Source organism: Pseudomonas umsongensis (genome assembly GCF_012647205.1).
GTDB classification, from domain to species: domain Bacteria; phylum Pseudomonadota; class Gammaproteobacteria; order Pseudomonadales; family Pseudomonadaceae; genus Aquipseudomonas; species Aquipseudomonas umsongensis.
In genome coordinates, this window is sequence record NZ_CP051487.1 from 3,798,631 (window position 1) to 3,825,159 (window position 26,529).

15 protein-coding genes are annotated in these 26,529 nt (G+C 59.0%); 10 read left to right on the forward strand and 5 right to left on the reverse strand.

What is annotated here, in order from left to right:
* Nucleotides 1–128 precede the first annotated feature (128 nt).
* On the forward strand, nucleotides 129–3,839 hold the full coding sequence (metH, locus tag HGP31_RS17105) for a methionine synthase (protein WP_033041110.1): 3,711 nt from the start codon (nucleotides 129–131) through the stop codon (nucleotides 3,837–3,839).
* 64 nt (nucleotides 3,840–3,903) lie between these two features.
* Here the strand turns inward: metH and HGP31_RS30560 are convergent, their stop codons facing one another.
* Together HGP31_RS30560 and HGP31_RS30565 are read right to left on the reverse strand one after the other, a co-directional pair.
* Nucleotides 3,904–7,041 (reverse strand): NEL-type E3 ubiquitin ligase domain-containing protein, encoded by a 3,138-nt coding sequence (locus tag HGP31_RS30560; protein WP_240963488.1) that lies wholly within the window; start codon nucleotides 7,039–7,041, stop codon nucleotides 3,904–3,906.
* Between the two features lie 50 nt (nucleotides 7,042–7,091).
* The gene (locus HGP31_RS30565; RefSeq protein WP_240963489.1) at nucleotides 7,092–10,892 is read right to left on the reverse strand and encodes a dermonecrotic toxin domain-containing protein; all 3,801 of its coding nucleotides are present in this window, start codon (nucleotides 10,890–10,892) and stop codon (nucleotides 7,092–7,094) included.
* 138 nt (nucleotides 10,893–11,030) lie between these two features.
* On the opposite strand from HGP31_RS30565, the gene HGP31_RS17115 reads away from it, so the two are divergent.
* From HGP31_RS17115 to HGP31_RS17125, 3 genes are all read left to right on the forward strand, one after another.
* Nucleotides 11,031–11,249 carry a DUF2970 domain-containing protein gene (locus tag HGP31_RS17115; protein WP_020799147.1) on the forward strand — a complete coding sequence of 73 codons (219 nt, stop codon included), beginning with the start codon at nucleotides 11,031–11,033 and terminating at the stop codon, nucleotides 11,247–11,249.
* 542 nt (nucleotides 11,250–11,791) lie between these two features.
* Nucleotides 11,792–13,450 carry a nitrite/sulfite reductase gene (locus tag HGP31_RS17120; RefSeq protein ID WP_020799148.1) on the forward strand — a complete coding sequence of 553 codons (1,659 nt, stop codon included), beginning with the start codon at nucleotides 11,792–11,794 and terminating at the stop codon, nucleotides 13,448–13,450.
* The gene (locus HGP31_RS17125; protein ID WP_033041115.1) at nucleotides 13,434–13,928 is read left to right on the forward strand and encodes a DUF934 domain-containing protein; all 495 of its coding nucleotides are present in this window, start codon (nucleotides 13,434–13,436) and stop codon (nucleotides 13,926–13,928) included. The genes HGP31_RS17120 and HGP31_RS17125 overlap by 17 nt, the downstream gene beginning before the upstream one ends.
* Nucleotides 13,929–13,988: 60 nt before the next feature.
* Here the strand turns inward: HGP31_RS17125 and HGP31_RS17130 are convergent, their stop codons facing one another.
* From HGP31_RS17130 to sohB, 3 genes are all read right to left on the reverse strand, one after another.
* On the reverse strand, nucleotides 13,989–14,294 hold the full coding sequence (locus HGP31_RS17130) for a hypothetical protein (RefSeq protein WP_168758271.1): 306 nt from the start codon (nucleotides 14,292–14,294) through the stop codon (nucleotides 13,989–13,991).
* Between the two features lie 172 nt (nucleotides 14,295–14,466).
* Nucleotides 14,467–18,345 (reverse strand): dermonecrotic toxin domain-containing protein, encoded by a 3,879-nt coding sequence (locus HGP31_RS17135; protein WP_168758272.1) that lies wholly within the window; start codon nucleotides 18,343–18,345, stop codon nucleotides 14,467–14,469.
* 184 nt (nucleotides 18,346–18,529) lie between these two features.
* The gene (gene sohB / locus HGP31_RS17140) at nucleotides 18,530–19,552 is read right to left on the reverse strand and encodes a protease SohB (RefSeq protein ID WP_020799152.1); all 1,023 of its coding nucleotides are present in this window, start codon (nucleotides 19,550–19,552) and stop codon (nucleotides 18,530–18,532) included.
* 201 nt (nucleotides 19,553–19,753) lie between these two features.
* Here sohB and HGP31_RS17145 point away from each other — a divergent pair, with 201 nt between their 5' ends.
* From HGP31_RS17145 to HGP31_RS17170, 6 genes are all read left to right on the forward strand, one after another.
* Nucleotides 19,754–20,464: a histidine phosphatase family protein gene (locus HGP31_RS17145; RefSeq protein WP_033040234.1), complete on the forward strand. Its 711-nt coding sequence runs from the start codon at nucleotides 19,754–19,756 to the stop codon at nucleotides 20,462–20,464.
* Nucleotides 20,465–20,528: 64 nt separating this feature from the next.
* Complete coding sequence (locus tag HGP31_RS17150; protein ID WP_008059234.1) at nucleotides 20,529–20,843, forward strand: SCP2 sterol-binding domain-containing protein; 315 nt, start codon at nucleotides 20,529–20,531, stop codon at nucleotides 20,841–20,843.
* A 293-nt stretch (nucleotides 20,844–21,136) separates the two neighbouring features.
* A complete protein-coding gene (locus HGP31_RS17155) occupies nucleotides 21,137–22,984 on the forward strand; it encodes an amidohydrolase (RefSeq protein WP_033044395.1) in 1,848 nt (615 codons plus the stop codon).
* Nucleotides 22,985–23,106: 122 nt separating this feature from the next.
* Nucleotides 23,107–23,970 carry a LysR family transcriptional regulator gene (locus HGP31_RS17160; RefSeq protein WP_020799155.1) on the forward strand — a complete coding sequence of 288 codons (864 nt, stop codon included), beginning with the start codon at nucleotides 23,107–23,109 and terminating at the stop codon, nucleotides 23,968–23,970.
* 238 nt (nucleotides 23,971–24,208) lie between these two features.
* A complete protein-coding gene (locus HGP31_RS17165; RefSeq protein ID WP_168758273.1) occupies nucleotides 24,209–25,360 on the forward strand; it encodes a sterol desaturase/SRPBCC family protein in 1,152 nt (383 codons plus the stop codon).
* The gene (locus HGP31_RS17170; protein WP_168758274.1) at nucleotides 25,357–26,445 is read left to right on the forward strand and encodes an SMP-30/gluconolactonase/LRE family protein; all 1,089 of its coding nucleotides are present in this window, start codon (nucleotides 25,357–25,359) and stop codon (nucleotides 26,443–26,445) included. The genes HGP31_RS17165 and HGP31_RS17170 overlap by 4 nt, the downstream gene beginning before the upstream one ends.
* The last annotated feature ends 84 nt before the right edge of the window (nucleotides 26,446–26,529 follow it).

A 26,529-nucleotide genomic window follows, 5' to 3' on the forward strand; every position in this document is an offset into this window, starting at 1 on the left:
CCGCGATTCTACCGGGCTGGACGCCACACCAACATGAGCGATATTCATGAAAAACCCGGACATGCTCTAAAAGCGCACAGGTTTGCTATCATCCCGGCCCTTCGTCATGGTCTTTCCGAGTAGTCCCAATGTCCGATCGCAGCGTTCGCCTCCAAGCCCTCAAGCACGCCCTCAAAGAGCGCATCCTGATTCTCGATGGCGGCATGGGTACGATGATCCAGAGCTACAAGCTCGAAGAGCAGGATTACCGTGGCAAACGTTTCGCCGACTGGCCGAGCGATGTCAAAGGCAACAACGACCTGTTGGTGCTGACGCGCCCGGACGTGATTGGTGGCATCGAGAAAGCCTATCTGGATGCCGGTGCCGATATCCTGGAAACCAATACCTTCAACGCCACCCGGATTTCCATGGCCGATTACGGCATGGAGGAACTGGCCTACGAATTGAACGTAGAAGGCGCTCGCCTGGCGCGCAAGGTCGCCGATGCCAAAACCGCTGAGAACCCGGACAAGCCGCGTTTCGTTGCCGGCGTACTCGGCCCGACCAGCCGCACCTGTTCCTTGTCGCCGGACGTGAACAACCCGGGCTACCGCAACGTGACATTCGATGAACTGGTGGAAAACTACACCGAGGCCACCAAAGGCCTGATCGAGGGCGGCGCCGACCTGATCCTGATCGAAACCATCTTCGACACCCTCAACGCCAAGGCCGCGATCTTTGCCGTACAGGGCGTATTCGAAGAACTGGGCATCGAATTGCCGATCATGATTTCCGGCACCATCACCGACGCCTCCGGCCGCACCCTGTCCGGGCAGACCACCGAAGCGTTCTGGAACTCCGTGGCCCACGCCAAGCCGATCTCGGTCGGCCTGAACTGCGCCCTGGGCGCCAGCGAACTGCGCCCGTACCTCGAAGAGCTGTCGAACAAGGCAGGCACCCACGTTTCCGCGCACCCGAACGCCGGCCTGCCCAACGAGTTCGGCGAGTACGACGAACTGCCGGCGCAAACCGCCAAGGTCATCGAGGAATTCGCCCAAAGCGGCTTCCTCAACATCGTCGGCGGCTGCTGCGGCACCACCCCGGGCCACATCGAAGCCATCGCCAAGGCCGTGGCTGGCTATGCGCCACGCCAGATTCCGGAAATCCCCAAGGCCTGCCGTCTCTCGGGCCTGGAGCCGTTCACCATCGATCGCAATTCGCTGTTCGTCAACGTCGGCGAGCGCACCAACATCACCGGCTCGGCCAAGTTTGCCCGCCTGATCCGTGAAGACAACTACACCGAAGCCCTGGAAGTCGCCCTGCAGCAGGTTGAGGCCGGCGCCCAGGTGATCGATATCAACATGGACGAAGGGATGCTTGATTCGAAGAAGGCCATGGTGACCTTCCTCAATCTGATTGCCGGTGAACCGGACATCTCCCGCGTACCGATCATGATCGACTCCTCCAAGTGGGAAGTGATCGAAGCCGGTCTCAAGTGCATCCAGGGCAAGGGTATCGTCAACTCGATCAGCATGAAAGAAGGCGTCGAGCAGTTCATCCACCACGCCAAGCTGTGCAAGCGCTACGGCGCCGCCGTGGTAGTGATGGCCTTCGACGAAGCCGGCCAGGCCGACACCGAAGCGCGCAAGAAAGAGATCTGCAAACGCTCCTACGACATTCTGGTCAATGACGTCGGCTTCCCGCCGGAAGACATCATCTTCGACCCGAACATCTTTGCCGTGGCCACCGGCATCGAAGAACACAACAACTATGCCGTGGACTTCATCAACGCCTGTGCCTACATCCGCGACGAACTGCCCTATGCGCTGACGTCGGGCGGCGTGTCCAACGTGTCGTTCTCGTTCCGCGGCAACAACCCGGTGCGCGAGGCGATCCACTCGGTGTTCCTGCTGTACGCGATCCGCGCGGGCCTGACCATGGGCATCGTCAACGCCGGCCAGCTGGAAATCTACGACCAGATCCCTGTCGAGCTGCGCGACGCCGTTGAAGACGTGATCCTCAACCGCACCCCTGAAGGCACCGACGCCCTGCTCGCCATCGCCGACAAGTACAAGGGCGATGGCAGCGTCAAGGAAGCCGAGACCGAAGAGTGGCGCAACTGGGACGTCAACAAGCGCCTGGAGCATGCGCTGGTCAAGGGCATCACCACGCACATCGTCGAAGACACCGAAGAGTCGCGCCAGTCCTTTGCCCGCCCGATCGAAGTGATCGAAGGGCCGCTGATGTCCGGCATGAACATCGTCGGCGACCTGTTCGGTGCCGGCAAGATGTTCCTGCCGCAAGTGGTGAAATCCGCCCGGGTGATGAAACAAGCCGTGGCGCACCTGATCCCGTTCATCGAACTTGAAAAAGGCGACAAGCCGGAAGCCAAGGGCAAGATCCTCATGGCCACCGTGAAGGGTGACGTGCACGACATCGGTAAGAACATCGTCGGCGTGGTGCTGGGCTGTAACGGCTACGACATCGTCGACCTAGGCGTGATGGTACCGGCGGAGAAGATCCTGCAGGTCGCCAAGGAGCAGAAGTGCGACATCATCGGCCTGTCCGGCCTGATCACGCCATCGCTGGATGAAATGGTCCATGTGGCCCGCGAGATGCAGCGCCAGGATTTCCACCTGCCGTTGATGATCGGTGGCGCCACCACGTCCAAGGCGCACACGGCGGTGAAGATCGAACCCAAGTACAGCAACGATGCGGTGGTGTATGTCACCGACGCCTCTCGCGCTGTCGGCGTGGCGACCCAGTTGCTGTCCAAGGAACTGAAGGCCGGCTTCGTCGAGAGAACCCGCGAGGAATACATCGAAGTGCGCGAGCGCACCGCCAACCGCAGCGCCCGTACCGAACGCCTGAGCTACGCGGCTGCGATCGCCAAGAAACCTCAGTTCGACTGGAGCACCTACACGCCGGTCAAGCCGACCTTTACCGGCGCCAAGGTGTTGGACAACATCGACCTGAAAGTCCTGGCCGAATACATCGACTGGACGCCGTTCTTCATTTCCTGGGACCTGGCCGGCAAGTTCCCGCGCATCCTCCAGGATGAAGTGGTCGGTGAAGCCGCTACGGCGTTGTATGCCGATGCCCAGGAAATGCTTGCCAAACTGATCGACGAGAAGCTGATCAGCGCCCGAGCGGTGTTCGGCTTCTGGCCGGCCAACCAGGTACGCGACGACGACATCGAACTTTACGGCGATGACGGCAAGCCCCTGGCCAAGCTGCATCACTTGCGCCAACAGATCATCAAGACCGACGGCAAGCCGAATTTCTCCTTAGCTGATTTTGTCGCACCCAAGGACAGCGAAGTCACCGACTACGTGGGCGGTTTCATCACCACCGCCGGCATCGGTGCCGAAGAGGTGGCCAAGGCTTACCAGGACGCTGGCGACGATTACAATTCGATCATGGTCAAGGCCCTCGCCGACCGCCTGGCCGAGGCTTGCGCCGAGTGGCTGCACCAACAGGTGCGTAAAGACTATTGGGGTTACGCCAAGGACGAGACGCTCGACAACGAGGCGTTGATCAAGGAGCAATACAGCGGCATCCGCCCTGCCCCGGGCTACCCGGCGTGCCCGGATCACACCGAGAAAAGCACCCTGTTCGCCCTGCTCGACCCTGAGGCCAGTGAAATGCGCGCCGGCCGCAGCGGCGTGTTCCTCACCGAGCACTATGCGATGTTCCCGGCGGCGGCTGTCAGCGGTTGGTACTTCGCGCATCCGCAGGCGCAGTATTTTGCCGTGGGCAAGATCGACAAGGACCAGGTGCAGAGCTACACGTCGCGCAAAGGTCAGGAATTGAGCGTCACCGAACGCTGGCTGGCGCCCAACCTTGGGTATGACAACTGATTGATCCGAGCCTTGGGCTCTGGAGGCAGACCTGTGCTGACTCCAGAGCTTTGCCGGCTGAAGATCAGGCCTGTGCGCCCAACTCGGCTACCTCACGTTCGCTGAGTGTGGTCAGCAGTTGCAGGCGGTTGGCTTTATTGACGGTATCCAGGGCGTCCACCTCCTGCAGGTAGGCCGTATTGAGCTCCGGATATTTATCCTCCAGCTCACTGACCTTGTCCTGGAAACCCTGTTGCACCCTGGTAATCTCCTCAGGGTATTTCTCCTCCAGATAGTCTCGCCAGTATTTACGCGCGGTCAGTTGCTCGATGAACACCGGCGTCTTTTCCTTGGCGAGGATCATTGCGTACGCTTCCTCAAGATCCGCTGGCGTCACTTGCGCCAAGCTCTCGTACACCATGCCTTTGGGCTGGCTGGGCAATTCAAGACGCTGAGCCAGGCCGATTCGAAAGGCCAGGCGAATCTCGGCAGGATCGATAGCGGGCCTGAGCTGGATACGGGTTTTGGCAATCTCCTCGACCTGCGCCAGGCGGAACAGGTTTCTCGACAGTTTCAACAGCTCGCGACCTTTGTGTTCCGGGGCAATGGCCTTCAAGGCATTGAACTCATAGACCTCGATTTCCAGCTCGTTGAACAACAGTATCCGACCGTCACCACAGGTCGCGCGACTCCGTAGTGCCTTCGACAGGACCATTAACCGTTCGCCCAGCGCTTGATCGCCATAAGCGGCTTCAAGGACACGCCAGACGCGCTGCGTGAGGTCCACGCGATCGGAGACAAAGTCCCGGGCATGCTGGAGTTGCGAGAGAATGTATGCAAAGTCCTGGGTGGTGTCCTGCTCCATCAAGGCACTCCACATCTGGTGTTTTTCCGAGTCTGCCGCCACGCCGGCAAACCACCGCGCCTTTTGTACTTGCGGCGTCTCATGGTCGGGATGAACCTCCTCATCAGAGCTCTCGAAACTGTCGCCCGATTCAGGCCCGTAGCCTTCGAGCAGTCGTTCAATCTCTTGCGAGGTAAACCCCAAGCCAATGCCCGTTTCCTCCATGTACTGCTGCAGTCGTAACATGTCCTCCAGTTCCAGATCGACGTTGTCGGTCATGTTGGTGCCGGCCATCAAGGTAGCGTGCTCAGGCAGCAAGGCAGCGGGAGGAATTACCTCTATCTGGTTGCGACTCAGGTTGAGGGTCGTCAGCGCCGGCGCATCCAATACGCCCTGGGGCCATTCCCAAAGATTGTTGTTGCTCAGATTCAGCCCTTGCAACTGCTCAAGACCGGTGACAGCAAAGCTGGCAATGCGGTTCTCGCTCAAGTCCAGCCATTGCAGATGCCTCAGCGAGCGCAACTGGCGCGACAACTCATCACTGGCACGCAGATCGTTATACGTGGCGCTCAACCGGGTGAGGTGTTCACATTGCCCCACAGCCTCGGGCAAAGTGCCCAGGCCGTTGCGATTGAGCGTCAGGCTACGCAACCGCGGAAACGAATGCAGGAACGCGTCCGAACTTTCCGTGAGCCCGACACCGCTAAGGTCCAATGCACCGATCTGCTCGAACGTGACCGGCAAGGCCGGCAAGTCGCCGATGATCAGGCCGGTGAAATCAAGCACAGCATCGGTCGGTGCTCCCTCGGCCGCGGGAACATCTCGCAAGGTGGCTCGCCAGCACTCCAGAAGCTGGTCAGCCGCCCGGCGGCGGTCTACCGCGCTGACCCAACCCTGGCGACTGCGAACGGCCGGAACATCGATCCAGTCATTCAAATGCTTGATCAATTGCGTCTGCTGTTGCTGCCACTCGACCAGCCGGGCTTCAATTTCCAGGGCAGTCATCCCCTGGGCAAGCCATGCGTCGATCCGTTCAACGGCTTGCGTATCCCCCAGCTGAGGATCAAGGCGCTGCAGTCTGGAGGCTGCGGTCCGGGGCAAATCACCTTCGCCGGGCTCCAGATGCAAAGGCAATAAAAAGTCCGGGTGCTCCGATACTTCATCCGGAAAGAATTCCGGATCGCCTCCGGTTCGTCCGGCCGACAGGTGCACTGGCGCAATCGCCATCGGGTTAAGGGATGACGTGCGTTGCGCATATGCCCGCACCGCGGTCACTGCTTGCGGGCTCAGCCGGCAACCTTGCAGCGAGGTTCCCGCCAACAGCTGATCATGCCCGGTCAAGGCTGCGGCAGGGATGTCGGTAATGCCACTGTGATTCAGGGCCAGACGGCGCAGGTTGGGCAATGACAACACGCCCTCGGGCCAGTTACGCAGATGGGTATGACTCAGGTCCAGGCTCTGCAGGCCGGTCATCGAACCGACCTCAAGCGCGTCGAGTCGGTTGTACGCCAGGTTCAGCGTTTTCAAGTGAGGCAAGCGGTTCAACTGCGCTTGCGCTGACGCCGTGATCCTTATCTGATTGAATGAGAGGTTCAACTCGCTGAGCTCTCCGAGCGCATCAATGGCCTGCGGCAGCCCGGTCAGTTGGTTGGAGCTGAGATTGAGGGAACGCAGTTGCGCAAATCCACTCAGAAACTCATTGACCTGCACGGTCGAAAGTCCGCTGCCACTGAGGATCAAACTGCGCACATGGGGAAAGGCCGAATCGCCGAGCACGGGTAAATCGCCCAGCGGGCCAAACCCCGTCAGGTCCAACACTTCATTCGCTGCATCACCTTGCCACCACGACGGACCCGCTACAGGCTCAGCGGGGAAGTACCGTGCACGCAGCCCCTTGCGAGCGGACTCGCCAATTCTTTCAGCGATCAGCTCACGGTGCGCGATCTCCATTTGCCGGCCATCGACCCGCACAACCCTGCCCTTCCAGGCGTCCAATGACTGAGTCAAAGCCAGATGCTGCTCGTGCAGTGCATCAACCTTTTCCAGCAATGCCCGTCCCGATAGCCCGTCGCGACTGAAACGCGCCATTGCGTCTGATGCAAAGGTGTAATCATTGGGTGCCAGCTTCGACAAACGTCCTGCACAGTACTGGGCAATCATTTGTGGCTCGTTGACCAGATGCGCCGGGTTTTCATGCACATACTCAAAGGCCTTCAAGAAAGCTTGCGGTTCCAGGGCCGCCCAATCCAGCTGCAGGCAACGCCATATCGACTCCCGCCCACTGAACAACTCGTCAGGCAGCGATTTGATCGGCATTCGCTGTAGATCGAGGGTTTCCAGCCTGTTCAGGCCCGACACCCCGGTCGGCCACTCGGTCAAATTCCCCGCCAACCTCAAGGACCGCAGATTCGTCAGCGTGCCGAAGTCCATTACACCGATATCGCCCTTGAGCGACAGCTGCTCCAGCTGCGTCTTCCCTGTAGCGCCTGCACCAACTGCGGCGTATAGGTCTGCGATGCGCCATCAACGGCGAGCTCGGTAATCTCTGTCAATTCAGGCAGTTTTTCCGCCAGAGCCGCCATATCCCGCACTTCCACGGAGAGATCCAGCTTTTTGATCTTTGGAAACCGCTGAAGCAGTTCATTGCCCGAGTTACCGATTAGCTGCCCAGTGTCCAGTTGCACACTACGCACATGGGAGAAATCGGCTTTCCACTCCGGCAACGTGTCAGCACCGCTTAAATTCAGATGGAAAGCGGGCTCAAACTCTCGGTAAAGACCATAGCGCCAGCAATGGATCAGCCGATCGGCGATCACCCGGCGTGACTGCCCACCAGCAGGGGCCGGCACGACAGCGTCGACCCAGTTGTTCAATGCGGTTTCCAATGCGTCGAATTCCCGCTGACGGTTGTTCAACAGATTGAACACTTGCTGGTCGGTGTCCCCCGCGCTCAGGCGGTTTCTGACGAACTGGCTGGCTTGCGCATCGGAGATGTTCGGGTAAAGGTCGCGGACCCTGGAGACCAATGCAGCTTCATGAAAGCCGACACCACGACCACTGGCCAGGTAACCCAGGCGGCCATTGGGCAAACGCAGCGATGGCCCGGGGCCATTCAACGGGCGCTGTTTCAAGATTAGCGCCATGTCGTTGCGATGAGTGCTGGCATGGTTCGCCAGTTTTCTTTGCAAGGCCTGGCCCTGATGACCTTCCAGGGTTGCCTTTGTCGCGTTGGGCAAGAACTCCAGCAGCGATTCATAGAGATTGCGGCCATGGGCGGGGATGTTGTTGAGAGGCCTGCCTTGGGCGTCGTATGCGCGAAAATAGCCATCGCCCTTGACCAGGTAATTGCGAAACGTCGCACTGTCGCTGCCAACGCTGTCCAGCAATAGGCCCTTGATCGAGCCGGAACGCAGCTCCACGCGCATATCCATCGACCAACCGGGCCATTGCTCCAGGCTGTGCAACGCCAGGCGATCGCTGGCCACAGACGCCATGCTCTCCAGATGCAAACCGCAGAGCGCCCGGTTGAGAGCGCCCTGCTGTAAATGGACACGAATTTCTTGCGCCTGGCGCAAGGGTATTTTTGTGCTGCTGCGCAATTGGGCCAGCTCGGCGGCACTGGCATTGCCCAGCACCTGTCGCGCACCCTCCGGCGACAACGTAGGGAAACTGCGCTGCAGTCGTTGAATATCGGTATTCGTCGTCTGCTGGCCAGCGAGCAGTCGGTCGACCAGGGACTTTTTGCTATCCAGGGCGCGGTTGGCCAGGCTGTCCCTGAACATCTGCACGCGGTTCGCGTCTTGTTGTGCGCTGCGTGCGCCGAGTAACCGGGTGATTTGTGGCTCGTCAAGCGCCCCTAATATACGTTCCGGCAATTTTCCGGCCTGCACTTCGGCTCGAGTGATCTTGATCGTGGGCTTTACATTGTTGCTTGCCGACGCTGAACCGAAGCGCTGCGACGCCCCCCGGGGTTCCGGTCCCTCGAAGACTTCCAGGACCTCCTCGACGGGCCAGTCCGGCAGCCCAACAGCCAGCGGTACGACAGCCTCGCCAGCACTGCCCAGGTCACCGCCGTTGCGGATCTGATCAATCAACTGCTGCACTTGTTGATCAGCCTTGAACGATCTGATGGTCTCGGCCAATTGCGGCGGCGGTGGCTGGAGATCGATGTGCATCTGGCGCAACGCATCATCGCTGACCCCGCTGGCCTCGGCAATTTGCTGTAACTGCGCATCCGAAAAAACGTCCATCTGCGGCCCGATTCTGCGCAACAACGTTGGGCGGTCCCACTCCAGCGGCCTTTCAAGCGTGTGCTGCCAGGCGCCGAGCTGGTTATGCCGCAAGATCGGTTGATAGGCCTGGGGATCGCTGGGGTGCTGGATCCGCCATTTTTTCAGCGCCGGGTCGAAGCTCTTTTCGTAGACATTCCCCTCGTATCGAATACAGGTCTTGTCCCCGACCTTGTACTGCCCCAATGCATTCGGCTCGAGCCCCTCCACAGACACACTGCTCTTGTAGGGGGCCAGGTCGGGACTCCACAAGCGCGGCTCACCAAAAGGCGTGGTGATCCTGGTCATCCTGCTGACAAACCGCGAGTTGATGATCGGTGGCGCCTTGCTGGCTACCGCGCCCAACACGGCCATGAAGGCTACGTTTTGCGCCACTGACGTGAGATGGCTCCAGGCCTCCTCGGCGTCCCCCTCTTTCCACGCCTCCACCCCCTGGTAAACCTCGTAGGTCAGTTGCACGGCGGTGACGGCGAGCATGACCTCACCCAGTCCCGGCACGAAAAAGGCTGCCACGTTCAAGACGCTCAACCCCCATTCGGCATAGTGTTGGAGTCGCATCATCCAGGCTTCGTGGTCGACCTCGGCGGTGGGTATGGCCAACAGCCTGGCATTGGACTTCATTCTGGCCAGATGAAACTCATAACGGGCTGCGAACACTTCGCCATCAATGAAGCTTTCATCCATGCCCAAGTCGACATTCTCGTTCCACACCTCGACATACATGCCATTGAGGAATGCGCCCGGCGCATAGGGTGGGCCGGGATAAACCGGAGCCGGGTCCCATTTCTGGACCTTGAGCTGGCGCTTGAGCCGGTGGAAAAAACGACCGGCCTCATCTTGCGCGACAAAGCCGGCAAAGAACCGCTGGTAACTGACGGAACGCAGCTTGATCGCCAGGTCACGGGCAAACTCGCGGCCAGAGGCATACGCCTTGAGGGGGCTGATGGGATCGCCTGGAATGTAGACGATGACTCGTGAATCAGGCACCAGTTTGGCCAGTTCGGGTGTGAACGGCAGAAGAAAGAGCCAGGGATTTTGCAGGGTCTCTCTGACTTTGCGCGATGCAGCGCCAATAATCAGCACGTCATTCAATTTAGAGCCAAACACCTCCACCCGACTGTGGAGGACTGACTCGCCATCGAGTCGTTCCTGCGAGGTACCGTCGAGCATCGCCAACACCGTGGCATGGTCTGCGGTGTCAATGTCCGACCTCATCAGGGCGATATGCGCCTGCACGCGCATCCGTTGCTTGTCGGCCGCAATCGTCTGCTGGCGTACCGTCGCAGCCTTGTCGGGCGCATCGAACACCGCCGTCAGATGGTCCTGATACTGCTTGCCCACGTCCAGTTCCCGGCACAGGCTGGCGAACGCCGCGGGCTTGATCGACAACTTGTCACGGAGGCTGTAGCGCACCTTCGCAAACGGATACTGGGTGCGTTCGTCGTAAAGATGCTGCTCCAGTGCCCCCACCGGCGCCAGCGCGCTGGTCTCCTGCAGGGCAATGCCGTCGAAAGGCTCATTTTCTTCGAAGTTTCGCAGCGCCGCTTGCAACAATGACTGCTCTTCGGCCAGGTTGGGCGAACGCATATGAAACAGCGCCGTGTTGACGACATCCGGCGCCTGACCGAATTTTTTCTGCAATGCATCCGTCAGCAATGGCTTGGCGAACTCGGTGATGCCCTTGAAATCCTTGAGAGTCGTGGCCAGCGCCTGGCTGGAAGCGCTGCTCTGTGCCTGACTGTCGAGCAAGGCCTGGCGCAATGCCTGGGATGCCTTGGCATACAGCTCAGGGTACGCCTTGATGAATCGCTGGGCTGGATTGCGTGCCTGTGTCATGGCCTGGAGATGGGGGGTGACCAGGTGACGCGTCCAGTCGGGAAGGCGGCTCTTGATAAACGGAACGTGAAATCCCGGTTCAGCGGGTATGGAAGGGTCCGGCATGATGTCGCTCCTGATGCTCGATTGAGAGCGCATCAGGACACCACGGCCATCCGGCGGCATGGCGGTACATATTTATGGGGGGAAACGGGCAGTTTGTTTGGCTATGCTGAGATCTCACACCTTGCTGAAGAGGGATTTATGGACGATCCAGTCGATAACAAGCCACCCACGTTTTGGCAGATGCTCCACAGCGTCATGGCGGCGGCGTTCGGGGTGCAGAGCGGGAAAAACCGGGCGCGGGACTTCACTCACGGCAAACCCAGCCATTTTGTGATCCTGGGGATCTTGTTCACGGCAGTATTCGCAATGACACTGTACGGCATCGTGCAGTTGGTGCTGCTTTTAGCCGGGGCATGAGCCATCAGCGTTGCGACCTGAACGGATGTCGAACGGCGTAGAAAACTTCGCTATTGATCGTCCCGGGCCTCCGGAAAATTCGCCGCGCATGACAGCCAGCGAACCGACAAGCGTCGGCAGAGACCCGGACGGGTTGGTTTATTGGTGACTGACCCAGAATACCGCAGTGCCGACGACCAGGATGATCAGGAACAGAATTGCCCAGGCATCGACCGAACTGTCGCTTTTCCGTGCTTTGGTTGGGTTGCTCATTGCATCGCCTCTTGTCGGTTTTATCGGTGATTGCAGAAAGACTCGATCACAGTAAAGACGACGATTCCCCGCACCACAAACAGGGACATTGCAACAACGATTCTCATTAGTCCTTTTGGTTCTTTACATATACTCAAACATCACTTTTGCGCATAACTACAAACTGGTATCTTGCCCCGGCTCCCTAAGGAGTGCGCGGCCGTGCGCGCAGAATTGCAGAGGCTCTTGGACTGCGGCAAGCAAAAAACGCAGCTGTATCCGAGCGACCCAAGCCTGAGAACAGGACTTATATGTACGTATACGACGAATACGATCAGCGGATCATCGAGGACCGCGTCAAGCAGTTCCGTGATCAGACCCGACGCTATCTGGCAGGCGAGCTGAGCGAAGAAGAATTCCGCCCCCTGCGCCTGCAAAATGGCCTGTATATCCAGCGCTTCGCGCCGATGTTGCGGGTGGCCGTGCCTTACGGCCAGCTGACGTCGCGCCAGGTGCGAATGATGGCCAAGATTGCCCGCGACTACGACAAGGGCTACGCCCACATCAGTACCCGGCAGAACGTCCAGTTCAACTGGCCGGCCGTGGAAGACATCCCGGACATCCTGGCTGAACTGGCCACCGTGCAGATGCACGCGATCCAGACCAGCGGCAACTGCCTGCGCAACGTCACCACCGACCAGTTCGCCGGTGTCGCTGCCGACGAGCTGATCGATCCGCGTCCGTGGTGCGAAATCGTCCGCCAGTGGACCACCTTCCACCCGGAATTCGCCTACCTGCCGCGCAAGTTCAAGATCGCCGTCAACGGGTCGACCTCCGACCGTGCCGCCATCGAAGTCCATGACATCGGCCTGGAGCCGGTGCACAACGCCGCTGGCGAGCTGGGCTTCCGGGTGCTGGTCGGCGGTGGCCTGGGCCGTACTCCGGTGGTTGGCTCGTTCATCAATGAATTCCTGCCATGGCAAGACCTGTTGAGTTACCTCGACGCCATCCTGCGGGTCTACAACCGCTATGGTCGTCGTGACAACAAGTACAAGGCGCGCATCAAGATCCTGGTCAAGGCGCTGACGCCTGAAGTCTTCGCCCAGAAAGTCGACGCGGAAATGGAACACCTGCGCGGTGGCCAGACCACGCTGACCGAAGCCGAAGTGCATCGCGTCGCCAAACACTTCGTCGACCCGGACTACAAGGCGCTGGACGACCAGTCCGCCGCCCTGGCCGAACTCGACCAGCAACACCCAGGCTTCGCTCGCTGGCGCGCGCGCAATACCCTGGCGCACAAGAAGCCAGGCTACGTGGCCGTGACCCTTTCTCTGAAGCCGACCGGCGTTGCACCGGGCGACATCACCGACAAGCAGCTCGACGCCGTGGCCGACCTGGCCGACCGTTACAGCTTCGGTCAATTGCGTACTTCCCACGAGCAGAACATCATCCTGGCCGATGTCGAGCAGGACAAGCTGTTCACCCTGTGGGGCGAGTTGCGCGAGAAAGGTTTCGCCACGCCGAACATCGGCCTGCTGACCGACATCATCTGCTGCCCGGGTGGCGATTTCTGCTCCCTGGCCAACGCCAAGTCGATCCCGATCGCCGAATCGATCCAGCGCCGTTTCGACGACCTGGACTACCTGTTCGACATCGGCGAACTGGACCTGAACATCTCCGGTTGCATGAACGCCTGTGGCCACCACCACGTCGGCCACATCGGCATCCTCGGGGTGGACAAGAAAGGCGAAGAGTTCTATCAGGTTTCCCTCGGTGGCAGCGCCAGCCGCGACGCCAGCCTGGGCAAGATCCTCGGCCCGTCCTTTGCCCAGGAAGCCATGCCTGACGTGATCGAGAAGCTGATCGACGTGTACATCGAACAACGTACCGAAGACGAACGCTTCATCGACACCTACCAGCGTATTGGCATCGACCTCTTCAAGGAGCGCGTCTATGCAGCGAATCATTAAGAACAACGAAGTCGTCGACGAAACCTGGCACTTGCTGCCCAAGGATTTCAGCATCGATGAGATCACTAATTGCGACGACTACATCGTTCCGTTGCAGCTGTGGCGCGAACACAGCCGTATGCTCCTGGCCCGCGACGGTGGCTTGGGCATCTGGCTCGATGCCGATGAAGAAGCCGAGGAAATCGGTGAAGACGTGGCGCAATTCCAGGTCATTGCCCTGAACTTCCCGGCCTTCACCGATGGCCGCAACTACTCCAACGCCCGTTTGCTGCGTGACCGTTACGGTTTCAAAGGCGAACTGCGAGCCATTGGCGACGTGCTGCGCGACCAGTTGTTCTACCTGCATCGCTGCGGTTTCGATGCGTTCGCGATTCGCGCCGACAAAGACCCGTACGAAGCCCTGGAAGGTCTCAAGGACTTCTCGGTAACCTACCAGGCTGCCACCGACGAACCGCTGCCGTTGTTCCGTCGCCGTTGAACAAAATAAAAAGCCCTGGCTCCATACGGAGTCAGGGCTTTTTTTGCATCAGCAGATAACTCAGAACTCGACTTGCGTCAGGCCCCTTTTTTTGAGTGCGTACGCCAGTGCGGGCACATCCTCAAACAACTTCCCATTCATATTTCCCCAGTAGTCACCTTCTATGTACACGCTGAAGTCCGGCTTTGACTGGCTGGGTCGATGGCGCTTGATACAGGCCGCTTCAATTTCATTGTTTCTCGAACGATAGATAACCGATGAATCCTTACCGAGTCTTTCGTCGACCAGAAACATACCACTTTGCGGCAGTAGCCTTTCAAAAATGGCAAGCTCCCGTGGATCGCCTCGGTACTTACTTTTACTCATGATGCAACTTCCTTGCTGCTGTTAATATACTAGAGAGTCTAAACAAATTTTATAACCAGACAACATTATAATAAGTACAGAATATGTTTGCTTCCTGACCGCAACTTTACTCCCTTTGCTGTAAATCGGTGGCAAGTACACACCTTCATGAACAAGTTAGCTCCTGCCATGGTTAATCTTCACCGACCGGAAACGGCTCTCCCATCGCCACCCAGTTCGCATGGAGCCTTGCACGGTTTTCCAATACGGTGAATACCGCGAACGGGTTATTGAAGGCGCCTTCCGGCATCGGAGGATTGAGGGTCAATCGCCCCCACAATTCATCTGAAGCATCCGCTTGCGATAGCAACTGCCATACCCTTGCCTGAAGTTCCGGATAATTGACTACGAAATCCGGAGTCAGGGTCAATGTACTCATGGTCCCTAGCAGCCTCCTGCCGCGAGTCTTGAGCGCCACACTATTCCAGACCTGAAGCCTTGGACCTTGCTGCCCCGCCTCCATACCGGTCAGCCAGGCCGCAGGACCCGCATACTCAGGACCTGGCGCATTCAACCACAGGTTGATGCCCGTTTGCTGACGATGGGTGACCAGCCTTTGCAATGTGTCCTCATCGGTCAACGGGTTATTCCACAGCAACACCCTGTCCGGGGCGATCGCTTGATTTAGCACTGCCTGCGGGACACGCCGAATCTGGTTCTCGCTTAGATCCAGGCTTGTCAGGTATGGCTGATCCCCGATCCCGATCGGGCAGCTCGTAATGCGGGTATTGCTCAAATTAAGAGTTCGCAACTGGTTCATTCCCAACACGATCGGAGGGATGCCCAATGGATTGTCGCTCAGATCCAGCGATTGCAGGTTCACCAACTGACTCAGTTGCCCTGCCGTATTTTCACTAAACGTCAGTTGAGTGGACTGCAAGTTCAGAGAAGTGAGGTGCTGCAACTGAGGAATCACCGGGGGCAAAACGCTCTCCATTTGGCCATCAAGGGAGAGTAATCGCAGGTCGGTATCTTGCAGGTTCAACACCCGTAAGTTGGGAAAGCGCTCGATGTACCCGTTAAGCGTTTCCCTTTCAATCAAGTGAAAGTGTTGAAGATCCAATTCGACGACATCATTGAATCGCACATTGAGCGCTGGTAATCGATGAAAGTCTTCATTACGCATGTTCATGCTGAAACCTTGGTCATGACTCCCTGAATAGTGGCTACTTTCGTGAGGATCGCGCTTTTGAAAGATTGCAACCAATTCATCAGCCAGTTCCTGCCTGATTGTGAGCTCGCTCGACATCGTAGTTTGCAGTAAATCGAAATTATGTAATGTGATTTCCCGGACTGTCATTCCCTCAGCCTCAGGATCCTCGGCTCGCAAGAAAGGGATATCCGTATCGTAGACATCAACCGAGACCTGAAGAAACCACGTATCCATGTCCACATGCAGCTGCTGCAGTTGCAGTTTTGTGCTGTCGATATGAGCCTGGCAATCGCTACCAAGCCGCTGCAACATTAAATCAGCGTCTTCATTGGAAAATTCCGGGTAGATCTCCTTAAGCTGCAATCTCATCGCATGATGAATCAACTCGGCATTTTGAACAGTATCCGGAAATGCTCCCCCTCTTAAGCCCTGCGGCTCGAAGGAAAGCTTCGAGTCCATTCTGGCAAGGCCAAGCGCCAATTCTGAACGGGATAACAGCCGGTCGTTGACCTTGAGCCTCAATTGAGCCGCTGGGCTTTTGGACGTCAGCCCCAATGCTGAACACTCGTCCGCGGACAGAATCTCGACAACAGCCTCATATAAATCTGGCGCCATGGCCGGCTGAATGGACAAGTCATTGTGAAGATAGCGTTCGCCGGACTTGATCACTGTTCGCAAATCGGCAGTATCCAGTGGACCACTACGATCGAGGAGTCGACCACCGATAGAACCTTCGCGGACTTCAATTCGTATTCCCGCAGGCCAACCAGGCACGTTCTTCAATGAGTGCAAGGCCAGGCTATCCGACTCGCCATTGACGATCGAGCGCAGATACAGACCTTCATAGGCACGATTGAGACGTACATGTTGCTGGTATTGGCGAGCCTTGCTGTCCAACTGGCTGAACAACCGTTTCGCTTCGGAAATATCCGGCAATGCCTTGAGATCGACGCCGTAACGATCAAGCATCTGTTCCACGGCGCCTTTGGGTAAATCGGGATATTGCCGTTGAAACAACCGCACCCATTCGTTCTCTGTCTTTTGCAGTGCCTGATAGCGATGATTGAACAACTCGGCACGTGCGGCAGGTGAGTCAGCCAGCCCTGCTACTTCCTGATCGATCCTGAAGCGCGCGATGGTATCGGCCAGTAACGGAGTCGGCGCACGCCCTGCCTGCATCAGGCGCAGCATGTCATCGTCGATTGCGCTGACCCTGCCAATCTGTGCCAGCACTTCGTCACTGAATGTACCTGCTGGGACACCCACGCCACGCAGGAGCTCGGTACGCGCCGGCAATGACAATTCCGACGCCGCCTCAGAAGGTTTCGACGGTGCGCCACTGCCTTCCAGTGCCTTGGCCACGCCCGTCTCCCCAGCCCCTTCGTGGCTGATCGACCCCGCCTCTGCAATCAGCGGCAGCGCATTGAGCACGCCGAATACCGTGCGGGTGATACCTTGCGAACGCTTGTCGGGTGTATCTCCGTTGATGGCCTGATCCAGGCCATAACCGGCGTCGATGAGTCCTGCAAGGGCCAACACCCCCTCGCCGCCGGGTACAAATACCGCCAGCGGACCAAACTGGTTGACCCATTGGACAATCGGTTCGACCACGGCACTCAGGTTGTCGCGATTGACCTGTGCGTCGTCACGAATGGTGGCGGCACTGTCCCGCGCAGCCTGCTTCATCCCCAGCACAAGCTGTGCGAACGGATCGGTGGCGGGAGGCTGATCGTCAAAGCCGATGTAATCGGCCGGATCCCAATAACCATCGTTGTTGAAGAAGCCGGCATTGTTGGTCAGCCGATGCACTTTCGGGTACAACGCCATGCCGTCCAGCGCGGTCAGCACGCCCGCATGGAAAGTGCCATCCTGGCGATCAACCTCACTGAAGTGAGACACCAAGGCCTGTTTCGTGTCGTTGGCGTTGCCCTGTTTCACCACCCATTGGTGCAACTGCGAAACATCGGTGAACTCATGCAGCGGCGAGGAATTACCCGGGAGGTACATCAGCACCCGATCACTGGCTGCCTCGCGAAACATCCAAATGTCGGTCGCGGTGTAACGATAAAGCTTCAGACGGCTCGCCGTGACTTTCAGCGGCATCCGGGTGGGTGCTTGCAGCTGTTCGATCGCCAGGGTTTCCCAGGACTGATCCGCTGGCAAACCGGCTGCCTGCATCGCCAGGGCAAGGCCCTTTTCGCTCAAGCGCTGTTCCTGACGCTGCAACCACGCCGTCATGACGAATGCCGCTTTGGTCGACGTTCTCAAGGGGTAAGGATTGGCAGCCGCGAGCACGTGGTCCGACGGCCAGGCGTGATCAAGATAGGTTTTATAGCGTTCCCGCAGGTCCAGTTCCCATACCCATCGCTTGAAATCCGCCGGCCTCAAGTCGATCTGGGTCAGCGGGCCATAGGTTTGTGGAACCGTTGGGCGATAAATGCCTTCGTACGTCTGATGATTGCCGCTGCCATGATTGGCGAATTCATCGACGTGCTCGACAATCCGCACGCAAGGCCCGATGTCCGGTGGTGTGTATAGACCGAAGGCCGTTTCAGCAAAACGTCCATCACCAACGATCTGGTCATTGGCCAGAAGCGCTTGCAGCAATGATTGCGAGCTCGCCACTTGTCCCTGCTCGATACCGTCCTGAGCAGGGTGACCTTGGTAATGGTAATCAAGCGTCACCAGCAAGGTCGTCTGCGGGTCGACGTCCGCCCCCCACTTATCCTTGATCAAGCGCTCGCCAAACTGGCTGGGGGATTGCGGCAGCGCGATGTCCACGACATTTTTCAGTTCATCGCGCAGTTGCAGGGACGACACCGGGGATGTGCCGGCATCATCTTGAGATAGTTCATTCATGGTGCATTCCGTTGCAGTCATTTCAGGACCACCACCCTACTCGACCCACTCCCCCAAAAAAGCGGGAGCGATTGACAGTGGCGATAGGAAATTTCGCTGCTTGGGGACGGAAAGCGTTCTGAAGGCCAAAAAAAATGAAACCGTGGCGATTACCACGGTTTCATTGGTTTAAAGGCGTTGAACGTTACCAGAAGCGTTGCTGGGTCAACCGGCTCCACCAACTCAACAACACGCGATCAACCGAACCGCTGGCCGCGATGCCAATTCGTTCCGGCAGGCTTTTGCGTTCGGCGTAGTGCAAGTGGTAAAGCTCCGATTTTTTCGCCCGTTCGGCGAGGTATTCGTCGCTGGTCTTGAGTTCATCGACCAGTTGCTTGTCCAGCGCGGCAATACCGAGCCAGATTTCACCGGTAGCCACTTCGTCGATAGCCAGTTGCGGGCGATAGCGGGCAACGAAGTTCTTGAACAACTGATGGGTGATGTCCAGGTCTTCCTGGAATTTTTCCCGGCCCTTCTCGGTATTCTCGCCAAACACGGTCAAGGTTCGCTTGTATTCACCGGCGGTCAGGACTTCGAAATCGATGTCGTGTTTCTTCAGCAGGCGATTGACGTTGGGCAACTGTGCCACCACGCCAATCGAGCCCAGGATGGCAAACGGCGCGCTGATGATCTTCTCGCCGATGCAGGCCATCATGTAGCCGCCGCTGGCCGCGACCTTGTCGATGCACACCGTCAGCGGCACGCCAGCATCACGGATGCGCGCCAGTTGCGAGGAGGCCAGGCCATAGCTGTGGACCATGCCGCCACCGCTTTCCAGGCGCAGTACCACTTCGTCCTTGGGCGTTGCCAGGGTCAGCAGCGCGGTGATTTCGTGTCGCAGGCTTTCAGTGGCGGAGGCCTTGATGTCGCCGTTGAAGTCCAGCACGAATACCCGGGGCTTGGCGTCGGGTTGTTTCTTCTGTTTTTTCTCGGTCTTGGCCTGGGTCTTGCGCAAGGCCTTGAGCTGGTCCTTGTCGAGCAAGGTTTGCTCCAGGCGTTCGCGCAACCCTTTGTAGAAATCATTGAGTTTGCTGACTTGCAACTGGCCGGCTGATTTACGTCGACCTTTGCTGCGCAAGGCCGCAAAGCTGGCCAGCACCACCAGGATGGCGATCACCAGGGTCACGGTCTTGGCCAGGAAAACGGCGTACTCGGACAAAAACTCCACGGGGACTCCTTAAACGTTGCGCGGCATGCAAGCGCGCGGGATACCACCAGCATACCCATGCGCCGCTCCTGCTACCAGCCGTGAAACCTCTGGCAACAGGCCTGTAACGAGCATTTCAAACAAGCGTATGTTTTTTCATTGACAGCTCACCGTCATCCCCATAACCTCGCCAAACCTTCAACGTACCGGGATGACGCGGACGTGGGCAGTATCTATTTGATTCGACATGGCCAGGCCTCCTTTGGTGCAGACGACTATGACGTCCTGTCGCCCACCGGTATCCGCCAGGCAGAAATCCTCGGTCGGCACCTGGCCGAACTCGGGATCAGCTTCGATCGGTGCCTGTCGGGCGACCTGCGCCGCCAGCAACATACGGCCAATAGCGCGCTTGAACAATACGCCGCGGTGGGCCTGCCGGTGCCGATCCTGGAGACCGATAGCGCGTTCAATGAATTCGACGCCGACGCGGTGATCCGCGCGCTGTTGCCTGCCATGCTGGCGGACGAGCCGCAAGCGCTGGACATCCTGCGCAACGCCGCACAGAACCGTGGCGAGTTCCAGCGTATCTTTGCCCTGATCATCGAACGCTGGCTCACCGGCACCTACGACACGCCGGGCCTGGAAAGTTGGCTGGGCTTTGTCGAACGCGTGCAGGCCGGCTTGCAGCGTATCCTCGAACAAGCCGACAACACCCAGAAAATCGCCGTATTCACCTCTGGCGGCACCATCACCGCCCTGCTCCACCTCATTACGCAAATGCCTGCCAAACAGGCTTTTGAATTGAACTGGCAAATCGTTAACACCTCGCTCAACCACCTGAAATTCCGTGGTCGCGAAGTGGCCCTGGCTTCCTTCAACAGTCATGCACACCTGCAGCTGTTGAAGGCCCCGGAACTCATCACGTTTCGCTGAGTCCGGACTATTGTGACCCTGGCTGTAATCACCCAGCTCTTATTACCAAAAAAAGGATCAAACCATGACCTCCGTAGCTGATGCCGTACAAGCAATGAAAGCCAAGTTCAACCCAGCCGCTGCTGCCGGTCTGGACCTGGTCTTCGGTTTCCGCATCGACGACACCAAGAACTTTTCGCTGGTCGTCAAGGACAGCACCTGTGAATTGCTGGAAGGCGAAAACCCGGACGCCCAGGTGACCCTGGTGATGGACGGCGAAACCCTGCAAGGCATCGTCAGCGGCGAAACCGACGGCATGCAAGCGTTCATGGGCGGCAAGCTGCGCGCTGAAGGCGACATGATGCTGGCGATGAAACTGTCCGAGCTGTTCCCGGCCTAAGCGAGCCGCTTGCGACTTGCGCAAGCGTCCCTGGCTGCAAACGAATCCCGCCCCTTGTGGCGGGATTCGTCGTTTTGCGCGCCTGAAAACGGCTACCTGCGGATTTGCCGTCTATATTCCATCTGGCCGCATGCGGCTGCCGTAAGCGTTTACCCTCAACTCACGTTGCGCGGAGCACTGACATGAGCCCACCTGAGGATCACAACGGCGTCAACCGCCGCCATGTACTCCAAGGCCTGTCCGCAGGCGCCCTCGGTGCCTGGATCAGCCCGCTGTTCGCAGGGAGTAAAACCATGCCAGACACCCCCGCCGACCTCATTCTCTACAACGGACGCCTGCACACCGTCGATCGCAAGAAACCCCAGGCCAGTGCCGTCGCAATCAAGGACGGGCGCTTCGTGGTGGTTGGCAGCGACGCCCAGGCCATGGCCCTGCAAGGCCCTGGCACGCAAGTCATCGATTTGCACGGGCGTACGGTGATTCCGGGCCTCAATGACTCGCACCTGCACTTGATCCGGGGCGGACTCAACTACAACCTTGAGCTGCGCTGGGAAGGCGTGCCGTCGCTGGTCGATGCCCTGCGCATGCTCAAGGATCAGGCCGACCGCACACCCACGCCGCAGTGGGTACGGGTGGTCGGTGGCTGGAACGAATTCCAGTTCGCCGAAAAGCGCCTGCCCACGCTCGACGAACTGAACAAGGCCGCGCCCGACACACCGGTGTTCGTCCTGCACTTGTACGACCGTGCGCTGCTCAATCGCGCCGCGCTGAAAGTGGTGGGCTATACCCGCGATACGCCGAACCCGCCGGGCGGTGAAATCCAGCGCGATGCCAACGGCGACCCCACCGGTATGTTGATCGCCCGGCCCAACGCCATGATTCTGTATTCAACCCTGGCCAAGGGGCCGAAACTGCCGCTGGAGTATCAGGTCAACTCCACCCGGCAATTCATGCGCGAACTCAATCGCCTGGGTGTCACCAGCGCGATCGACGCCGGCGGTGGCTATCAGAACTACCCGGACGACTATCAGGTCATCCAGCAACTGGCCAAGGATCAGCAACTGACCGTGCGCATCGCCTACAACCTGTTCACCCAGAAACCCAAGGAAGAGCTGACCGATTTCAAGAACTGGACCAGCACCTCGCGCTACGGCCAGGGCGACGATTTCCTGCGGCACAACGGTGCCGGGGAAATGCTGGTGTTCTCGGCGGCGGACTTCGAAGATTTTCTTGAACCGCGCCCGGACCTGCCCGCTTCCATGGAGCAAGACCTGGAACCGGTGGTACGCCACCTGGTGGAACAACGCTGGCCGTTTCGCCTGCATGCCACCTACAACGAATCCATCAGCCGCATGCTCGATGTATTCGAGAAGGTCAACCGCGACGTTCCGTTCGACGGCTTGCCGTGGTTTTTCGACCATGCCGAAACCATCACCCCACAGAACATCGAGCGGGTCAAAGCACTGGGCGGCGGCATCGCCATCCAGGATCGCATGGCCTTCCAGGGTGAGTACTTCGTCGACCGCTATGGCGCCAAGGCTGCCGAGCACACCCCGCCCATTGCACGCATGCTGGCCGAGGGCGTACCGGTAGGCGCGGGCACGGATGCGACGCGGGTGTCGAGCTACAACCCGTGGACTTCACTGTACTGGCTGGTCAGCGGTCGTACTGTCGGCGGCCTGGCGCTGTATCCACAAGGCTTGAGCCGTGACACCGCGCTGGAGCTATTTACCCACGGCAGCGCCTGGTTTTCGTCCGAGCAAGGCAAGAAGGGCCAGATCAAGGTTGGGCAACTGGCTGACCTGATCGCGCTGTCGGCCGACTATTTCCACATGGAAACCGAAGACATCAAGGGTATCGAATCGGTGCTGACCCTTGTCGATGGCAAGGTTGTCTACGCCAGTAACGAGTTCGAAAAACTCGGCCCCCCGCCCATCCCCGTGGTGCCGGAGTGGTCGCCCGTGGCGAAGGTGCCCGGCCACTGGAAGCCATCGGCACCGCTGACGACTCAGGTTCATCAATGCGTCGGGGCTTGCGCGGTGCATGCGCACAGTCACGAACGGGCGCGTTTATCGAATGCTCCAGTGAGTGACTTTCGCGGGTTCTGGGGGGCGTTTGGCTGTTCGTGCTTCGCGTTTTAAGTTGAAAAGATCGCAGCCTTCGGCAGCTCACAGGGGAACGCGTTCTCTGTAGGAGTTGCCGCAGGCTGCGATCTTTTGATTTAAGGCCCTACAATGCGAACATCTCCCGCACCGGCCGCCCCATGGACATCGATCTCGCCCGCACCTTCCTGGAAATCGTCCGCCACGGCAGCCTTGCCGCGGCCGCCGAGAAACTCCACGTCACCCAGACCGCGATTACCGCGCGGGTACAGAAGCTGGAAAGTCACCTGGGCAGCACGCTGTTCGTGCGCAACCGTGCCGGTGCCCGCCTGACGCCCAATGGCGAGGCTTTCGTGATCTATGCCAATCAACTGGTGGAAACCTGGGAAGCCGCACGCCGGGATTTGCCCTTGCCCGAGGGGTTCCACGACGTGCTGCACATCGGTGGCGAGGTCAGCCTGTGCAACCCGTTGATGCTCAGCTGGGCCGGCGTATTGCGCGACAGGATTCCCGGCCATGCGCTGCGCATGGAAATCCGCGACGGCGAAAACCTGCTGCGCCAACTGGAGCTTGGGGTGCTCGATGCAGCGCTGGTTTATCAGCCCGAATACTGGCCACGCCTGCAAGTCGAACAGATCCTCGAAGAAAAACTCATCCTCGTGCGCCACCCCGAACGCCCCGAACCCTACGTGTACATCGACTGGGGCCAGCACTTCAGGCGCCAGCACGATGCCGCCCTGCCGGAAAGAGCCAAGGCGGCGCTCAGTTTCAATCTTGGCCCGCTGGGTTTGCAGTACATCCTCGAACACGGCGGTAGCGGCTACTTCCGCACGCGGGTGGTCCAGAGCTACCTGGAAAACGGCATGCTCGAGCCCGTGCCCAAGGCCCCGGAGTTCAGCTATCCGACCTACCTGGTGTACTCACGCGACCGCGATTCGGCAGCTCTACAGCGAGCTTTCGATCTGCTGCGCGAGGTGATCAGCAGCGATGACGACTGGTCACAACGCTGGAACCCGCTGAGCTGATTGCGCCCTGACTTTTGCAAATACCCCCCAATCTCCTGTGGAAGCCAGCCTGCTGGCGATGGATGTCAATGATAACGCGCCCTGTCTGGATGATCGCGTTGTCCGGGCGCTCATCGCCAGCAGGCTGGCTCCCACAATGGGATCGTGGACACGCCAGCAAAAATACAGGGGCAGCTACCAACCAAAACCGCGGGATCGACTAATCTGCTGGAGATAACAATAACGACAGGTGATTGCAGTGAGGCAGACCACCGAAGCATTTCGCGCCCGTTACCGTTGTGACATCCATCCCCGCTATAACCCTTGGCTGCATGGCACCTTCGTGCTGATGTTCGGCCTGGTGGCGATCGGTGTTTTCTGGAGCACCGTGCACCAGGTACAGCCCCTTGAATGGCTGGCGGTGCCGGTGTCCCTGTGGTTGTTCAGTTTCATTGTGTACATGGTGCATCGTCACCTTGGCCATCACAAAAAAAACTTCGCGCGGATGTTCTATGCCCGACATGCCGGCGACCACCACAGCTTTTTCGCCCCCGGCAAAATGACGTATGACAACGCTCGCGACTGGCGCGTCATCCTGTTCCCGGCCTGGCTGATCGTGTTGCACACGCTGCTGATCGCCCTGCCCCTGTGGTGGCTGCTCAAGCCCTTGGACGTCAACGTCGCCGGGCTGGTGGGCGGCTGCCTGGTCCTGGGGTACCTGATCTATGAAGTGTTCCATGCGTGTGAACACCTGCCGCCGCACAACCGGATTACGCGCCTGCCGTGGATCCGCCAGATGCGTCGCCTGCATGAATTGCATCACCGTCGCGAGATGATGCAGCAACGTAATTTCAACATCGTTTTTCCGTTGATGGATTACCTGTTCGGCACCCTCTACTGGGAGCCGGAACCGGAACCGGCCATCGAGGACCTCAAGAGAACGCCCATGACCCGCATGCAGCATCAGATCGACATCGCCGGTAATCCCGTTGCCGTGCTCGCCTATGCCAGCACGGTGACCCGTTGGCCGCAGTGGCATCCATCGTCCCTGCGGATCAACGGCCCGAAGGGGCCTTTGCATGCTGGCGCGCGGTTCGAGGAGGACATCCGCGCCGGTGGGCGTGACGGGCACTTGAGTTGGGTAGTCGATGAGTATCTGCCTGGACGCCGCTGGATTGCCCGGGCCCATGGCGATAATGGCCTGTCGTTGCTGCTGACTTACGAATGCGCGGCCGAAGGTAGTGGCACGCGGTTCGTGCGCACGCTGGAATACCGGTTCAGTGGCCTGGCGATGCGAATGGCCAACCAATTGCTGCTCAAGCGGCGGATCGATCGCGAATCGGCGGCGTCCATGCAAGCGCTTCGCGACACCGCGCAAAAATACCTGGCCCTGTCAGGAGTCCGTGCGTGAGCCGACCGATAAGGTTTCACCATGGGTTACTGCTGCTGATCATCGCCCTCGGCGCTTTCCTGCTATTGATGCCGACCAAAGTGCAGCCCGTAGCCTGGAGCCCAGAAGCCGCGCCGTCCCTCAGCAGCGGCCCGTACGCGGACAACCAGCGCCTCAAGGGCGTGGTACGCGTCGGCGCCGCGGACATCGATGGCCCCGAAGCGCTGCTCCTGGAAAATAATGCACTGATCACCGGGTTGCATGATGGCCGGGTCATTCGCACCAGCCTGGACGGCCAGGACACCAAGGTGTTGACCGATACCGGCGGCCGGCCCCTGGGGTTGGCCCGCCACCCCAATGGGTTGCTGGTAATCGCCGACGCCGTCAAAGGCTTGCTGTCACTGGACGCCCAGGGTCGCCTGGTGGCCTTGACCACCAGCGCCGACGGTGTGCCGTTGGGGTTCACCGACGACGTGGTCATCGATAAACCCGGGCACTATGCCTACTTCAGCGACGCCTCCCGCCGGTTCGGCTACGGCGAGGACCTTGATGCAATCATCGAACATGGCGGCGACGGACGCTTGCTGCGATATGACTTCCAGACCGGCAAGACCACGATGCTGCTGGACAAGCTTGAGTTTGCCAATGGCGTCACCCTGGGTCCGGACGATGCCTTCGTGCTGGTCAACGAAACCGGCGCGTATCGCATTAGCCGCTACTGGTTGAGCGGGTCGAAAGCCGGCACCCATGACCTGTTCATCGACAACCTGCCGGGATTGCCCGACAACCTGGCCTTCAACGGCCGCGACCGTTTCTGGGTGGCGCTGTATACGCCACGCAACGCCTTGCTCGACAAAACTGCGCCATACCCATTTGTGCGCAAGATGATCGCCCGGGCAATGACTGTCCTGCCCAAGCCGGTGGAAAAACGCGCCTTTGTGTTGGGCCTTGACCTTGATGGCAAGGTGATCGCCAACCTGCAGGATGGCAGTAGCGGCAATTATTCGCCGATAACCACCGCGCGCGAGTACGGGGACTGGTTGTATTTTGGCTCGTTGAGAGCGAAAAACCTGGTGCGATTGCCGCTGAGTACGGCGCTGCAATAAAAGGCTAAACCGGTGGGAGCGAGCCTGCTCGCGAAGACTGCAGCGCATACAACATCGATGTCGACTGTCAGGCCCTCTTCGCGA